Here is a 15,886-nt window from a genome sequence, read left to right as displayed (position 1 = left end):
CGGCCGGAGTCAGGACCCGAGCGCCAGGAAGACGGCCCCGACCGCGAGGCCGACGATCAGGTTGATCAGCTTGACCATGAAGAAGGCCTTGCGCGAGTGGGCCAGCAGCGGCAGCATCCCGTGCCCGTCCTGGACGATGGAGCTCGCCAGCAGCGTGCCGAACGGCACCAGGTTCTGGGAGAAGAGGGTCACGAAGATGAGGTGGGGGCCCGATTCCGGCACCAGCCCTACCAGGCCGGCGAGCGCCAGGACGATCCATGGGCTCCCCTGGATCGTTTCCCCCACCCGCCAGTAATGAATGATGAGGTGCAGGAGGAAGAGGGCGCCGAACGTCCAGAAGAAGATGCGGGGGGTATGCTGGAGGACGACATGTTTCCAGAGATGTTCCTCCAGGAAATGGTCCGGGACGGTCGCCACGATGAAGAGCCCCACGCCCGAGGTCAAGAGCAGGGTCACCCGGACCCAGTCCCACTGTTCCGGCCCGATCTTTCCGAGGGAAACCAGGGTCATGAAGCCGAGCAGGGCGAAGGCGAGGGTCCCCCGGGCGGGGGAGCATTTCCTCCACTCGGCGAGGAAGCGGCCGGTGGAAAACATGCGGCGGTGCTCCTCGGAGTGGAGCTGGAAATCCTCACGGCAGGAGAGGAACGCGGTGAGGCGCGCTCCCGCCAGCTTGTCGGTCAGGGTCCCCGCCGCGAGTCCCACCAGGAAGAGGATCCCGTGCAGAAGGAAGGCGGTGCGGGGGATCAGGGCGAACATGACGAACGATTCGTCGCCGCTGGTGGCGATCATCGCCGCCACCACGCTCCCCAGGGTCAGGCGCCGGTGGGTGTACATGGCCACCACCGCGAAGGCGCCCAAACACCCGGGGGTGAGCCCCAGCAGCGTCGCCAGCGCGTACTGCCCCAGGCGGTGCCTGGACAGCTTCTCCTGCCAGGCGCCCTGGCTGATCACGTTGACATATTCGATGACCAGCATGATGATGGCCACGAATCCCGTGATCAGCAGGGCGTGGCTCATGACCGGGAGAACATGTTCCATTTAGTCGGCTCCTTTCCGCCCGGTTCCGGGCCCTTGTTCAATCGAGCAGGAGGTTCAGTATCCCCCCGGTCACCAGTGTCGCCGCCAGCATGATGCCGGTCGACTTGGCGAGCCCCCGGAGCCCGATCTCCCTCAGGAGCACGATGAAGGTGGCGATGCAGGGGAAGAACATCGCCAGCACCACGCTCCCGACCACCAGTTGCCCCGCTGTCAGGCCCAGGGGGGCCAGCATCCCCAGGGCGACATCCTTCCTCAGGAATCCCACCGCGAGGGCGGCGACCGATTCCCTGGGCAGGCCCAGGACCGTGGTCACCACCGGGGCGAAGAAGTCGGCGATCGCGTCGAAGAGGCCGAAGGAATAGAGGAGGTTGACAGCGAGGACCGCCCCCAGAACCAGGGGGATGGCTTCCACGAAAAACCCCCGCACGCGCGCCCACAGTTTCTGCGCGATCGCGCGCGGCGAAGGGAGGCGGTAGGGGGGGATCTCGATAAGCAGTTCGGGGGTGAAACCGCGCACCAGCCGGCGCAGGACGAACCCCAGCCCCATCCAGACGAGGAAGAGCACCGCGTAGACGAGCAGCACGTAGCGCCCCCCCCGCTGGCCGACCAGGCCGAAGATCATGGCCTGGAGCGAGGCGCACGGGATGGCTATGGAGATGAGGGTGGCCGCGATGAAACGTTCACGCCGGCTCTCCAGGACCCTGGTGGCCATGACCCCGGGTACGTTGCATCCGAAACCGAGCATGGTGGGGATGATGGCGTACCCGTGCAGCCCCAGCCGGTGCATCAGGGTATCCAGCATGACCGCCAGGCGCGGCAGGTAGCCGGAATCCTCGAGCAGCCCCAGGGCCAGGTAAAAGGAGAGGATGTAGGGGAAAACCATGGCGATCGGGACGTAGAGCCCGCTGGTGAGGAGGCCGAACGATTCGACGAAGTGGACCTTTCCCCCGGCGAGGTCCCCCACCACGATGTCGTGCAGCAGCCCGCCCCCCCCGAGGAGCCGGCTGACCTGGAGGACCACCGGGGCCCAGACCCCCTCGAAGAGCGGGTCCATCACCCGGGCGATGAGGCCTTCGCTGGCGAGCCGGACCCCGACAAAGATCCCGGCCAGTACCGCGGCGGCGATGAGGCCCCCGGAGACGGGACGGAGGGTGGCGTCGGCCAGGCGTTCCCTCCAGGTGTGGTGTCGGTGGGACACCTGCTGCACGCGCCCGACGATCTCCCCGACGGCCATCCACCGCTCGGCGCTCGAGCGCGCGGGGTGGGCGGGGACCGCGGCGCGCGGCAACGCCTCCACCAGCTGCTTCATTCCCTCGCCGGAGACCGCCACGGTGGGGATGACGGGGACCCCCAGCGCCGCTTCCAGCTTTCCCAGGTCGATGTCGATCCCATGGTGCCGGGCGTCGTCCCACACGTTGAGCGCCACCACCACCGGGGTGTTCCGCTCCAGCAGCTGCAGCGTCAGGTAGAGGTTCCGCTCGAGGTTGGTGGCGTCCACCACGTCGATGATCAGGTCCCCGTGCCCCAGCATCTCCCGGGCGACCTTTTCCGCCTCGCAGGTCGGGTCCAGGGTGTAGGTGCCCGGAACGTCGGTGATTTCGACCTGCTCCTCCCCCAGCTTCATGAAGCCGTTGGTGTAACTGACGGTGGACCCGGGGTAGTTGGAGGAAAGGACGTGGACCCCCGTGAGGCGCGAAAACACGACGCTCTTCCCCACGTTCGGGTTGCCCACCAGGAGGATCTTCATGAGGGGTCTATTCCGTTCTGGCGTAAATGCGGCTGGCCATGCCGAACCCGATGGCGATGGAGCACCCTTCGACCTCGATCACGGAGGGCCCCTTCAGGAAAGCGGAACTCACTTTCCTGATCTTCCTTCCCGGGCGGATGCCGAGGGCCTCCAGCCGGCTCTGCATCTTCTGGCCCCCCTCGATGCGGGTCACGATCCCACTCTGCCCGTCAGACATCTCCGCCGCAGTCACCAGGTTCCCCTCCTGCATACACCCTCTCCTTTGCCTTCCGCCCCCCCCGTCGGCGTGTTGGACGCGGTGAACATTCTCCCAGCAAACGCCCGCGAGTGCAACGGCCGTTTCGGGGAATCTTCCCGGCCCCGGAGCCCCGGGCGTCAGGCCTTCTGGAGCTTGAGAAAGCAGAGGACGGCGGCCCCGGCGATGGCCCCGGTGCTGATGATCATGCTGACCGCGGGGAGGCTGAACCCCCACTGGAACAGGAACCCGGCGATGATGGGGGAGAGGATGGCGCCGCCGCGCCCGATGCCGACGGAAAAGCCGGTCCCGGAGGCGCGCACGTGGGTGGGGAAGGCCTGGGCGAACAGGGCGAACATCCCGACGATGGCCGTGTTGCCGAACAGGCCGCAGAGGACCGCCACCGCCGACATGGCGGTCAGATCGGCCGGCATCTGCCCGAACAGGGCGATGCACACCCCCCCCAGGGCCATCACGGCGATGGTGAGTTTCCTGAGATCGAAGCGGAGCGTCAGCAGGCCCAGGGTGGCGCCCCCCACCGCTCCCCCGATGTTGGCGAACACCAGCACGTCGCCGGCCGAGGCGGCCGAGAACCCCATGTCCGCGACGATCTTGGGCACCCACTTGAGGATGAAGTAATAGCTCGTGATCTGCAGGAAATAGGCCACCGTCACGATCAGGGTTATGGGGAGCAGGGCGGGGGAGAAGAGGTCGCCCATCGATTTCCTGCGCATTTCGAGCGACACCTCGGGGAGGGCGCCCACGGGCGGGTGGCCCAGACGCTGCATGGCCCGGCTGACCCGCTCCAGGGCGGCGCGGGGCTGCTTGCGCACGAGCCAGTGGGGCGATTCCGGCACCAGGAAGTAGACCACCGGGATGAACAGGGCCGTGACCCCGAATCCCAGGTAGAATACCGAGCGCCACTCGTACTGCGTCAGCAGCCAGGTGGCGAGCTTGCCCCAGAGGATCCCCCCGACGGGGTAGCCGATCGACATGATCGCGACGCACAGGTGCCGGCGCCGGACGCACGAATACTCCGCCGTCAGCGCGTTGATGGCCGCGAGCAGTCCCCCGAGGCCGAAGCCGGTGAAAACGCGCCAGGCCGACAGCTGTGCGACGCTCGCGGAGGTGGGAGTCATCAGCATGCCGAAGGCCATCATCACCAGGCAAAGCAGCGAGATGGAGCGCCGCCCGAGGGTGTCGGCGATCCAGCCGAACAGGATCGAGCCGAGGGCCATGCCGATGAGTTCCATCGGCAGGATCATGCCGAGCGCGGCGCGGTCGAGGTTCCATTCGGCCGCGATCCCGGGAGAGGCGTAGCTGATGGAGAGGACGTCGAACCCGTCGATGCCGTTGAGTCCGAACATGATGAAGATGATCAACATCTGGAGCCGCCCCATAGGGGCCTTGTCCAGGGTTTCGCGCGGGTCGTAATTCATGGTCTCGAGACTCCGTGGCTTCGTGGTTCCGGTCCGGCGCCGGGGATCCGTGGGATGGCCGCCGGCATGGCTGGGATATTGTATGCGCAAACGGGCGCAAACGATACCGAAATTCTCATAAAAAAGACGGAGTCTCCGTGGGGAGATTCAGGGGCCGGCTCGCCGGGCGGGGGTCAGGCGCGCAGGACCTTCCGGACGGCGGCGACGGCGGCCTCGACCTCTGCCATCCCCGTCGCGGCGCCGAGGGCCAGCCGGACCGTCCCCTCCGGGAAGGTGCCGATGGTGCGGTGGGCGGCCGGGGCGCAGTGCAGCCCCACCCGGCAGAGGATGCCGAACTCGTCGTCCAGCCGGAGGCCGATCTCGGAGGGGCGGCGCCCCGCCGCGGTGAAGGACACGATCGATGTGCGCTCCTCCGGGTTTTCCGGGCCGTAGACGGCGACCCCCGCGATGTTGCGGATCCCCTCCGCGAGCGCGCGCGCGAGTTCCAGTTCACGGGCACGCAGCGCGTCGATGCCGCGGTCGAGAACCCAGCGGATGCCGGCGCCCAGACCGGCGATCCCGGGGCCGTTGAGGGTGCCGCTCTCGAACTTGTCCGGGAAGTCCTCCGGCTGGATCTCGTGCTCCGAGCGGCTGCCCGTTCCCCCCCGCACCAGCGGCGCCATCCGAGAGGCGGGGACCCCTTCTCCCAGGATCAGCCCGCCGGTGCCGGGCGGTCCCTGCAGCCCCTTGTGCCCGGTGAAGGCCAGCAGGTCGATGCCGGTCAACTGCATGTCGATGGGGAGCACCCCCGCCGTCTGGGCGGCGTCCACCAGCAGGAGCGCCCCGCGCGCGTGCGCGGCGCGGGCGACGTCGGAGACCGGCAGGATGGTGCCCGTGACGTTGCTCGCGTGGGTCATGACGACGAGGCGTGTCGACGGGCCGATGGCGGCCGCCATCCTCCCCGGGTCCAGGGACCCGTCCCGGGAGCAGGGGACCACCGTGAGTCGCACCCCTCCGCTTTCGAGGTGGCGCAGGGGGCGCATCACGGCGTTGTGCTCCATGCCGGTGGCGACCACGTGGTCCCCGGGCCCGAGGAGGCCCGAGAGGGCGAGGTTGAGCGCCTGGGTGGCGTTCAGGGTGAAGAGCACCCGCAACGGGTCGGGGGCGCCGAAGAGCGAGGCGACCGCCTCGCGCGCGTCGTAGACGATGCGCCCGGCTTCGAGCGAAAGGCGGTGCCCGGATCGGCCGGGGTTCCCCCCCGCCCGCTCCAGGAAGGCGGCCATGGCCCGGAGCACTTCGGGCGGCTTGGGCCAGGAGGTCGCCGCGTGATCGAGATAGATCATATGTTTTCTCTGCCCGCCTTCGGATGCCGGCTCACGACCGGTAGAGTTCGTCCGCTTTCGCCGCCAGCACGAAATCGGCCTCCGAGAGGCCCGAAATCTTGTGCGTCCAGATGGCGAGTTTCACCTGGCCCCAGGCCAGGTGGATGCCGGGATGATGGCCGACGCTTTCGGCCAGTTCCCCGACCCGCACGGTGTAAGCGAGCGCCTCCTTGAAATTCCTGAATTTATAGGTTTTTTCCAGGCGCTGGTCCTCGACCACCTTCCAGTCGCCCCCCAGTTCGGCCTGGTACCGGGCCAGGGTTTCCCCCTCGAGCGGAGGTACCCCCCCGCGGCAGGGGACGCATTCCCGCTCAGCCAGTGGCTTTTCGTCGCTCATAGGATTCCTTTCCCGGCGCGGGCCGCCCGTGCGGGCGGCCACGCCGTCCCGAACAACTGCTCATGAATACCTAATAACAGCGAAAGCGCCCGCGAGCAAACATTAACGCCCCGACCGCGGGATGTCGAGGGGCTTCGCGGACCGCGCCGGATCCCTGCGATCGGCGATGCGGCGCTTGGCCGTGCCGGTCGTCGGGAAGGCGGCGGCTCCCGGGAGGATGTCGAGCTCCAGGCGGCCGCGGCGGACCAGGTCGTCCACGACGGGGATGGCGCGGACCCGGGCCGCCCAACGGCGCGGGTCGGCCGGCCCCCGGATCGTGCGCACCCGGAGGCGGAGACGATCGCGCCCCCCCCGGCGCTCCATCGCGGCGGAGAAGGTCGACACGCCGGGGTCGTCGAGGAGCGCGTCGTCGAGGTCGGCCATCGACAGGGAGAGTCCTCCCTCGAGCCCCACGGCCTCCCGCATCCGGCCCCGGACGCGGTCCAGCCTTCGGAGGGGGGACCCGCAGGAACAGGTTCCCGGCAGGATGCGGGAAGCGTCGCCGGTCCGGTACCGGATAAGGGGCATGGCCCGGCGCGTCAGGGTGGAGAACACCACCTCGCCGTATTCCCCGTCCGGGAGGGGCCTGCCGCTTGCGCCATCGACGACTTCGAACAGCAGGTCGGCCTCCCGCAGGTGATACCCCTGCCGCTCGCGGCACTCGACGGCGCCCCCGAGCCCCATTTCGGTCATCCCGTAGTGGCCGTACACCGTGCACCCCCACGCGGCCTCCAGCGCCCGCACGACCGCCGGGGAGACATAGTCCGAACTCAGGAGCACGCTCCTGGGCCGGACCGGTTTTCCCGGCGCGCGCGACGGGGCGTACCTCGAGAGCGCCAGGAGCTGGCAGGGGATCCCCACGACACAGGTGGCTTCCGACCGGCGGAGGGTTTCGAACGCCCTCCCGTAATCGGACACGGGGCCGGAGACGACGGCGGCGCAGCCGAGGCGCGCGAGCGCCCGCCGGAGGAGGTCCCCCACGCTCCCCTCGGCCGCTCCCGGCATGAAGACGACCACGCGGTCGGTCCGGTCCGTGAAGGTCGACATGCCGTGATGGAAGAAGTCGACGGTCCGTTCCTGGTCTTCGGAAGCGAAGGCGATCCTCTTGGGCGGGGCCGTGGTGCCGGAGGTCGCGAGGGTGACGATCCGCTCCACCTCCCTCGGGGAGACGCAGAGGAATTCGTGGAACCCGGCGGCGAGATCCTCGGGAAAGGTGAAGGGAAGCCGGGCGACATCGTCCAGGCTGCGGATGGAGGCGCTGTCTATCTGTGCGAGGCGGTCGCGGTAGAAACGGCTCCGGGATCGGGCGTAATCCAGGGTTTCCCTGAGCCGGGCCAACTGGTACAGCCCGGTGTCGGTTCCGGGCGGCAGCCCGTGAGCGCGCAGCCTGCGGGCCATCCAGCCATCGAGCGGCGTCCGCGGCATCGGTCAGAGTTCGTAGCCGAAAGGGGCCAGCAGTTCCCTGCAGCGGGACAGGGTCTCGGCCATCATCCCCGGGCAGAGCTCGCTCCTAGCGAGGGGGTCGTCGCCGAGGATGTCGCGGCATTCGATGCCGCCGCGGGCCGTCCCGTAGGTCGAACGGAACCACCGCGCCAGTTCCGGGATCATGGCGGACGCCGCGGCGCTGCTGTCGTAGAGCGACAGCAGGCAGGCGGCCCCGGTCAGGATGCCGCAGCAGAGGCCCGAATGCAGTCCGCCGCACAGCCCGGCGACCGCTTCGAGCAGCTGCTCGTTCTCCTCTCCCCGCGCGTCGAGCCCCGCCTTGACCATGATCTGGCTGCAGCAGTACCCCCTGGCGGTCAGGGCAATAATGTCTTCGGCGTCGTATGCCATGGGTTCCTCACTTGTCCTCGAGCTGCCGTTCCGCCTCCGCCATTTTCCCCTCGGCCATGTCGCGGGGGACGAAGACCTTGCCGCAGCCCGGGCAGACCTCGACCTCGTGGGCCAGCGTCAGCCCCATGTAGGTGAACACCGTCTTTTTCGGTACCAGCTCCCGGTCGCACCGGGCGCATTTCCAATGTCTCTTCCCGGTTTCCATCGGCCTCATTCCCCCCGGGTGAAGCGCATGCGATGCGTATAGGCGTCGAGGATCTCAAAGGTTCCGTCGGCGATTCCGCGGTATTCGACCCAGTAGGTGATCACCTCCTTCACCATGCTGCAGAGACAGGCGCCGGTCCCCTCGTCGAGGAACCTGTCCCCGGTGGACTCCGCGCGCCAGACGGCTTCCTTGATATCGACGGCCGAAATGAGCTTCCGGTCCAGGGTGCGCCGGAGCCCCCCGTCGATGACCAGGGTCAGGGTGTCCCATGGGTGCGACGGGGCCTCGAAGTCGGCGCCCTTTATTCTTTTCATCAGCTCCCTTTTCACCTCCAGGCTGTTCGCCCGCTTTTCGTCGAGGCCCGGGACCCCCTCCCGGACCGGGAGGTCGAAGATCATGTCCAGGATATGGGCGCAGGCCTTGCCGCGGGAAGCGAAAACCTCCCGGCAGTTGGCGCAGTAGACGACATAGGGGCGCGCGTCCGCTTCCGCGCGGTTTCGGGCGATCTCTTCGGCCAGGGCGGGGTTGGCCGGGTAGATATGCCCCCCGTGACCGCAGCAGCGGTTCTTCTCCGCGAGTTCGGCGCAGGCGGCCCCGGAGCGGGAGAGGAGGGTGCGCACGGCGGCTTCCATCCGGTCCGCCCCCCGGGCGGCGCACGGGTCGAAGACCGCCGCCTCGGGGAAGAGGCGCGCGGGCCGCACCTCCTCCGCTTCGGCCAGGAGCTCGTAGAGCGAGACGGTCCGGATGCCGGGGAGGAAACCGGCCAGGACGGTCCGGCAGGTGGCGCAGGCGCACACGAGCACCGGCCGCCCCATCCCGGTCCAGGCCCGTTCGATTTCCTCGATATTGGCCCGCAGGCGGTCGTCGTCCCCGGCCCAGTAGGCGGGGGCGCCGCAGCACCCCAGCATGACGCCGGCGTCGTGACGCGCGGCGAGGAACTCCCACGACCTCAGCACGTGTTCGGGGCTCGACGCCCCCAGCTGGCAGCCGGGGTAGAAGGCGTAGGCGCACTCCTCCCGTCCCGCGGGGGGGGAGGCGAAGGCCCCCTCGGAAACGGCGAAATCCATTTCGCGCAGCCAGAAATCGTGTAGCGCCGCCGGGTGCACCCCCGCGCTCGCGCGCACGCGGCGCGAGAGCTGCAGGAGCGGCCCGATGTTCACCCCTACCGGGCAGACGCTGCCGCAGTAACCGCAGATGTTGCAGGAGTAGGCCTCGCGGGTGATGGTGTGACTGGAAAAGGGGGCGTTGACGTGGGTGTCGGTGTAGACCTCGACCGCGATCTTGTGCGGGTCCTTGCGGAAGAGCCGGAGCATCTCGCACGCTTCCATGCAGATGTTGCAGTCGCACTGCATGCAGCGCGCGGCCTCGGCCCGGGCCTCCTCCCCGCTGTAACCGGAGGGGTCGGCCGGCCGGACGGCCGGGGCGGGGGGCACCCCCTCGTGAGGCACCGCGTGCCCGCCGTAACCCCGGGGAAAGCGGCCGAAGGTGGCGGCCGCCTTGCCGGTCTGGAGAAAGACCTCGATCGACCGGGACGCCTCCGTTCCGGCGGCCAGCGCCTCCATCACGGAGGATCCGCACAGCTCCCCCCCCAGAAACACCCTCGGATCGGCCGTGGAGTGGAGCTGGTCGTTCCAGGAGTTCTCGAGCCCGAACGCGTCCCCCCCTGCGCCCGTGGCGACGTAGACCGCCTCGAACCCCGAGAGCTCCCCGAGGCCGCCGACCTCCGCCCCGAATCGGAATTGCGCCTCGAGCGCCGAAAACTGCAGCCCGATGTCCTCGTCGAACTCCGCGAAGCGCGGGTGTTCCCGGAGCCGGCCGCCCCACCCCTCCCCCCTTTCGAAGACGGTGACCCGGAACTTTTTCTGGGCGAGGGCGAGGGCGCAGGCGAGGCCCGAGGGGCCGGCCCCCACGACGGCCACGCGCTCCTTTTTCGGGGGGATGACGTAGCGTTCGGGCTTGCGCTCCTTCACGTTCCGGAGGCAGGCGGCCTCCAGTTCCCTGAGTTCGAGGGCCTCGTCACCCAGCAGGGTGCGCTGGCACGCCCCCCGGCACGGCTGGTCGCAGAGGACGCTGACGACGGCGGGAAAGACGACGGCGTCGCGCAGCGTCCGGTAAGCGGCCGGCCACCTGCCCCGGGCCGCTTTATCCAGGAAGGACCGGATGTCCATCCTGAAGGGGCAGGCGAAGGTGCAGGTGGCCGGCTCCCCGCGAAAGCACCGGTCGGTGTGTTCGCGGGCGTCCTCGGGCTTCATGGCGCCGCTCCCTTCTACAGCGGGTTGGCCCGGATGAGGTCCAGTTCATCCTCGAAATCGGAACCGAGGAAGTACTTCGGCGGCGTCAGGTCCTCCCCCCGCTGCCGCGCCTCCCAGGCCGCCTTGACCTTGTCGGGGGTGGCGGGGAGGGAGTAGATGCGGACGCCGCAGGCGTTGCGGATGGCGTTGATGACGGCCATGTGGTTGGAACTCTGGAAGACCTCGGAGCACCCGCAGGAGCCGTGCGGACCTGCCGGCCGCGGCGTCTCCATGAAGATGAGGTTGAAGTCGTCCGGGATCATGTCGATGGTGGGGATGCCGCACCCGACCATGCTGCCGTGCCTGTCCTGGGCGTCGTAGTCCTCGCTGAGGGCGAAACCGATGCTGTGGGAGATGCCGCCGTAGCCCTGCCCCTCGACCGCCAGCCGGTTGCCGATGGTGCCGACGTCGGTGACGCAGGTGAACTTCAGTACCCGGGTCTTGCCGGTCTTGACGTCGACCTCGACCTGGGCGAGGTTGAGCCCGTACATGTAGGTGGGGTTCTTCTCCCCTTCGCCGGTGTTGGGGTCGAGTCCCGGGGGGAGGCCGATGTGAAACTGGTCGTAGTGCCCGACATGTTTTGTCGGGATCCCTTCCGCCTTCATCTCGTCGTAGGTGCGCCAGGAGCCGTCCGGTTTGCGCATGGAGTCCATCAGCTTGCCGGCGGCGTCGATGGTGGCGTTGCCCGCCATGTAGTGGGAGCGGCTGGCGGCGGCCAGCCCCGTGTCGGGGCAGGTCTTGCTGTCGTTCATGACCAGCCGCACCCGGTCGGCGGTGACGCCCATGGGGGCGAGCGCCTTCACCGTGTGGGTCAGGGTGCCGATGTCCCCCCCCTGCCCCATGTCCTCCCAGGTATTCCAGTGCGTGATCGTGCCGTCGGGGTTCAGCTCGAGCGCCACCTCGGCCGAGTCGAACATGCCGACGGTGATGATGAACCCTCCCATGCTCAGCCCGACCCCCACGTGACGGCCCTCGGCCCGCGCCGCCTCGGCCTCGGCCTTGTAGCGGTCGTAGTGGGGCTTGATCCGCTCGAGCATGGCGGGATAGACGTAATCGTGGTAGGGGCGGCTGTTGATGGTCAGGTCGCCGGGGCGGGCGGCGTTCCTGTAGCGGAACTCCCACGGGTCGATCCCGGCCTTTTCGGCCAGCATGTCGATGAGGGCCTCGGTGGTCGTGTAGACCTGGGGCGAGCCGAAGCCGCGGTAGGCGGTGTTGAAGGCGTGGTTGGACGACCCGCCGCGGGCCAGGGCCTTGAAGTTGGGGATGTTGTAGCCGTGGAAGCCGACGGAGACCAGGTTGTTGAAGATGTGGCCGGCGACGACGGCGTAGGCGCCGTGGTCGAGGGCGATGTCGTACTCGGCCGCCGTGATCTTCCCCTCCCGGTTGCAGGCGATGCGGCCGTTGGCGAAGGTGGCCGACCGTTTCCCCGTCATGTGGTTGAACTCCTCGTAGCCGAGCGTCAGGGTGCAGGGGATGCCGAGGTTCTGCACAGCGGTGGCGACCAGGGCGAAGGTGTTCGAGCTGGTGGAGTACCCGAAGGACCCGCCGACGTGGTTGAGCATCATCCGGAGGTTCTCCATCGGGATGCCGCAGGCCATGGAGACGACCTCCCGGGACTCGGTGATCGACTGGGACTTGCACTGGATCGTCAGCATGCCGTCGACGCCCCAGTATCCCTGCACGACGTCGGGCTCGATCGGCAGGTGAGGCTCGTGCTGCGAGTGGAAGCTCCCCTCGGCGACGAAGGCGGCCTCCTCGAACACCTCGGCGGTGTCCCTCCCCTTGAAGACCGGCTGCTCCATGTAGAAGTTGGGCAGGCTCTCGTGGAGCTGGATGGCGTTGGGCATCACCGCCTCGGGGAAGGTCATGTAGGCGGGGAGGACCTCCAGGTTCTGCTTCACCTTTTTGGCCGCCTCGCGCGCGTGCTCCTCGGTGTCGGCCGCCACCAGGGCCACCACGTCGCCGCGCCGGCTGATTTTGGTGCCGGCGATGACGGGGAAATCGGTCACCCCCTTCCCCTTCTGGCGCGGGATCACGGCAGGGGAGGCCATGTTGTTGGTCCCCTTGACGTCCCTGGCCGTCATCACCTTGAACACGCCCGGCATCTTTTCGGCCTCTTCGGTATCGATGCCGAGGATCTTCGCGTGGGGGACTCTTGAAATGACCACGGCCAGGTGGGCGGTCCCCTCGGGCATCTTGAGCTTGATGTCGTCGCCGTAATCGGCCAGGCCCGTCACCTTCACGAGCGCCGTCGGCCTGGGGCGCGCCGACCCGTAGATGTCCTTTTCCTCGGACTCCCGGTAGGTGATCTCCTCCATGGAGCTCTCGCCCCGTACCACCGGGGCGGCGGCCATGACGGCGTCGACGAGGGGCTTGTACCCGGTGCAGCGGCAGATGTTGCGGTGCTTGCGGAACCACTCGCGCACCTCCTCCCGGCTCGGGGAGGGGTTTTCGGAGAGGAGCCCGTGGGCGGAGACGATGAAGCCGGGGGAGCAGAAGCCGCACTGCACGCCGCCGTGGGTGATCCACGCCTGTTGCAGCGGGTGGAGGTGTTGCGGGGTCCCGATCCCCTCGATGGTGAGGATCTCGCTCCCCTCCGGGACGCTCTTCATCTTCCGGGTGCAGGAGCGGACGACCTTCCCGCCCAGCAGCACCGAGCAGGCGCCGCACTGGCCGGTGCCGCACCCGATCTTGGTCCCCGTCAGGCCCAGCCGGCGGATGACGGTGGCGAGAGTGTCTTTTTCGGGATCGCAGACCGCGGCGCGTTCCACGCCGTTGATCTTCAGGGTCAGTCTTGTCAGTTTCATGGCTTCATCCTCTTCGCGGTTGTTGTCGGGGTCCTCCTGCGGCCGGCGTCGCGTCTACGGGCGGATCGAGCGCAAAAGACCCAAAAATAATACCCCAAAATCGCAAAATAGGAGAATAAATGACTCGAAAATACGAAAAATCGCTCCTGGTGGGGGCACGCGGTCCCCGGAGGGCGGCACTGAAGGGGGATTGGTCGGGGCACCCAGATTTGAACTGGGGACCTCCTGCGCCCAAGGCAGGCGCGCTACCAGGCTACGCTATGCCCCGACCGGGTGAAGAGCGGGTATTTTAACGCAGTTCGCTCCGGGCCGCCAGTCATCAATTGGCGGGCTGCCCGATGAGTGCGGAGAGGCTGTCGGTGGCGAGAAGGGCGCGCACGGCGCGCGCGCGGTGGCTGTACCGGTTCTTCTCCTCTTCGTTCAGCTCGGCGAAGGTCCTGCCGAGTTCGGGGAAGAGAAAGACGGGGTCGTACCCGAAGCCCCTGGTCCCGCGGGCCCGGTCGATGATGACGCCCCGGCAGGAGCCCTCGGCTTCGAGCAGCGTCCTCCCCGCGCGGGCCAGGGCCAGGGCCGAGACGAAGCGCGCGGTGCGCGGCGCCCCCGGGACGGCCGCCAGTTCCCGGAGAATCCTGCGGATGCGGTCGGCGTCGGTGGCGCCGGGACCGGCGTAGCGGGCCGAGTGGATCCCGGGGCGACCCCCCAGCGCGTCGACCATCAGCCCCGAATCGTCGGCCAGGACGGGGAAGGGAACCAGGCGGGAATGACCGACGGCCTTCAGGCGCGCGTTTTCCGCGAAGGAGGCGCCGTTCTCTTCGACCTCTTCCGTGATGCCCAGGTCCGCGAGGCTGCGGACGTCGCACCCGAGCGGCCGGAGGAGCGCCTGGAATTCACGCAGTTTTCCCGCGTTCCGGGTGGCGACGACGAGGGTGGGGGCGGGAGTCATGCCGGGAGCGGGGGAAAGAGGCGGGCGAGGTCCGCCCGGGCCTGCAGGATCGATTGCTGCATTTCGACCAGGTTCCGGATCCCCAGCTGCCCCAGCTGCTTCATCTCGGCGAGCCGATCCTCGCCGAAGGGCGTCTTTTCGGCCGTCCCCTGGATTTCCACGTAGCGCCCCGCGCCGGTCATGACCAAATTCATGTCGACCTCGGCCCGGGAGTCCTCCCGGTAGTCGAGGTCCAGGCAGGCGACCCCGTCGATGATGCCGACGCTCGTGGCCGCCACGCAGTCCAGGAGCGGGGAGGCGGGGAGCAGCTTCCGGTCCATCAGCCTGATGACGGCCGAGCAGAGGGCCAGGAACCCGCCGGTGATGGAGGCGGTCCGGGTCCCGCCGTCGGCCTGGAGCACGTCGCAGTCGATCAGGAAGGTGCGGGTCCCCAAAAGCGAGGGGTTGACGATCGAGCGGAGCGAGCGCCCGACGAGGCGCTGGATCTCGACCGTGCGGCCGGTCTGTTTGCCCCGGACGGCCTCGCGCGCCGAGCGGCTGTGGGTGGCCGCCGGGAGCATGCCGTATTCGGCCGTGATCCACCCCTGGTTCATGTGGTTGAGGAAGGGGGGGACCTTGTCCTCCACGCTGCAGGTGCACAGCACCCGGGTGTCCCCCACCGAAATCAGCACCGAGCCCTTGGCGTGCTTGGTGTAGTCCATCTCGATGCGCACCTCGCGCATCGTGTCCTGGCTGCGGCCGCTTGGTCTCATGGCGCTCCCCCCGTGCCGTCATCGGCACCTCATGATACCAGCGGCGCCGGGGGAATGGAACGGGCCGATTTCGGCGCGCAAAGGCGATTGCATTCGGGCCGCGATTCTCCTAGCATTGCATCGATGCGAACCTATTTCTTCGGCGGGCCCGTGACGCGCACGGTCAAGACCCTCATCATCGTCAATGTCGCGGTCTACCTGCTGCAGGAGGTGGCCGGCTTGCTCGGGAGCCGCGCTCTCGACCTGGCCCTGGGGCTGGTCCCCCTGCGCGTCACCCGCGATTTCCACGTGTGGCAGTTCGCGACCTACATGTTCCTGCACGGCGGGGTGTTCCACCTCTTCTTCAACATGTTGACCCTGTTCATGTTCGGCAACGAGCTGGAGCGGTATTGGGGGACACGGCGTTTCCTCAGCTATTACATGATCACGGGGATCGGGGCCGGGGTCTGCTCCTGGCTGGTGTCCCCGCATTCCTTCGCCATCGTCATCGGGGCCTCGGGCGCCGTCTACGGCATCCTCCTCGCCTACGGGGTGACCTACCCCAACCGCGTCGTCTACCTGAACTTTCTCTTCCCGGTCAAGGTCAAGTGGCTCGTCCTCATCATGGGCGTCATGGCTTTCCTTTCCTCCATCCGGGGCGGCGATCCGGGCGTGGCCCACATCGCCCACCTGGGCGGCATGGTGGTCGGCTACCTCTTGCTGAAGGGGAGGAACTGGCGGGACAGGTACCGCCAGTTCAACGAGCAGCGGCGGCGGGAGCAGCTCAAGCGCCAGTTCGAGGTCTACTACGGCGACGTCCGGCGCAAGGTCGACCGGGAAAACAAGAAAGGGCCCACCATCCACTGACGCCCTGGTTCCG

Annotated in this window: 14 protein-coding genes and 1 tRNA gene; 1 reads left to right on the top strand and 14 read right to left on the bottom strand. The window is 68.2% G+C overall.

Annotation, left to right across the window (positions count from 1 at the left end; genetic code table 11):
• Positions 1-9: 9 nt before the first annotated feature.
• The 14 genes from GXY47_16935 to rph form a co-directional block, all read right to left on the bottom strand.
• A complete protein-coding gene (locus GXY47_16935; protein ID NLV32826.1) occupies positions 10-1,038 on the bottom strand; it encodes an arsenic efflux protein in 1,029 nt (342 codons plus the stop codon).
• A 37-nt stretch (positions 1,039-1,075) separates the two neighbouring features.
• Positions 1,076-2,785, bottom strand: coding sequence for a ferrous iron transporter B (locus tag GXY47_16930; protein NLV32825.1), 1,710 nt, complete (start codon positions 2,783-2,785; stop codon positions 1,076-1,078).
• A 7-nt stretch (positions 2,786-2,792) separates the two neighbouring features.
• Positions 2,793-3,002, bottom strand: coding sequence for a ferrous iron transport protein A (locus tag GXY47_16925; GenBank protein NLV32824.1), 210 nt, complete (start codon positions 3,000-3,002; stop codon positions 2,793-2,795).
• 158 nt (positions 3,003-3,160) lie between these two features.
• Complete coding sequence (locus GXY47_16920; GenBank protein NLV32823.1) at positions 3,161-4,459, bottom strand: MFS transporter; 1,299 nt, start codon at positions 4,457-4,459, stop codon at positions 3,161-3,163.
• Positions 4,460-4,632: 173 nt separating this feature from the next.
• Positions 4,633-5,781, bottom strand: a complete 1,149-nt coding sequence (locus GXY47_16915; GenBank protein ID NLV32822.1) for an aminotransferase class V-fold PLP-dependent enzyme — start codon at positions 5,779-5,781, stop codon at positions 4,633-4,635.
• A gap of 31 nt (positions 5,782-5,812) precedes the next feature.
• Positions 5,813-6,157 (bottom strand): 4a-hydroxytetrahydrobiopterin dehydratase, encoded by a 345-nt coding sequence (locus GXY47_16910; protein ID NLV32821.1) that lies wholly within the window; start codon positions 6,155-6,157, stop codon positions 5,813-5,815.
• A gap of 102 nt (positions 6,158-6,259) precedes the next feature.
• Positions 6,260-7,621 (bottom strand): phenylacetate--CoA ligase family protein, encoded by a 1,362-nt coding sequence (locus GXY47_16905; GenBank protein NLV32820.1) that lies wholly within the window; start codon positions 7,619-7,621, stop codon positions 6,260-6,262.
• A 3-nt stretch (positions 7,622-7,624) separates the two neighbouring features.
• The gene (locus GXY47_16900) at positions 7,625-8,029 is read right to left on the bottom strand and encodes a C_GCAxxG_C_C family protein (protein ID NLV32819.1); all 405 of its coding nucleotides are present in this window, start codon (positions 8,027-8,029) and stop codon (positions 7,625-7,627) included.
• 7 nt (positions 8,030-8,036) lie between these two features.
• On the bottom strand, positions 8,037-8,234 hold the full coding sequence (locus tag GXY47_16895; GenBank protein ID NLV32818.1) for a hypothetical protein: 198 nt from the start codon (positions 8,232-8,234) through the stop codon (positions 8,037-8,039).
• Between the two features lie 5 nt (positions 8,235-8,239).
• Positions 8,240-10,486, bottom strand: a complete 2,247-nt coding sequence (locus tag GXY47_16890; GenBank protein ID NLV32817.1) for an NAD(P)-binding protein — start codon at positions 10,484-10,486, stop codon at positions 8,240-8,242.
• A 14-nt stretch (positions 10,487-10,500) separates the two neighbouring features.
• Positions 10,501-13,332, bottom strand: a complete 2,832-nt coding sequence (locus GXY47_16885; GenBank protein NLV32816.1) for a molybdopterin-dependent oxidoreductase — start codon at positions 13,330-13,332, stop codon at positions 10,501-10,503.
• A 191-nt stretch (positions 13,333-13,523) separates the two neighbouring features.
• Positions 13,524-13,600: transfer RNA gene (locus tag GXY47_16880), tRNA-Pro, on the bottom strand.
• Positions 13,601-13,651: 51 nt separating this feature from the next.
• On the bottom strand, positions 13,652-14,275 hold the full coding sequence (gene rdgB, locus GXY47_16875) for an RdgB/HAM1 family non-canonical purine NTP pyrophosphatase (protein NLV32815.1): 624 nt from the start codon (positions 14,273-14,275) through the stop codon (positions 13,652-13,654).
• Positions 14,272-15,027, bottom strand: a complete 756-nt coding sequence (rph, locus tag GXY47_16870; GenBank protein NLV32814.1) for a ribonuclease PH — start codon at positions 15,025-15,027, stop codon at positions 14,272-14,274. The genes rdgB and rph overlap by 4 nt, the downstream gene beginning before the upstream one ends.
• A 123-nt stretch (positions 15,028-15,150) precedes the next feature.
• On the opposite strand from rph, the gene GXY47_16865 reads away from it, so the two are divergent.
• Complete coding sequence (locus GXY47_16865; GenBank protein ID NLV32813.1) at positions 15,151-15,873, top strand: rhomboid family intramembrane serine protease; 723 nt, start codon at positions 15,151-15,153, stop codon at positions 15,871-15,873.
• Positions 15,874-15,886 lie beyond the last annotated feature (13 nt).

The sequence above is a fragment of the Acidobacteriota bacterium genome (assembly GCA_012729555.1).
Classification (GTDB): domain Bacteria; phylum Acidobacteriota; class UBA6911; order UBA6911; family UBA6911; genus UBA6911.
This window is presented reverse-complemented; position numbering and strand designations above follow the sequence as displayed.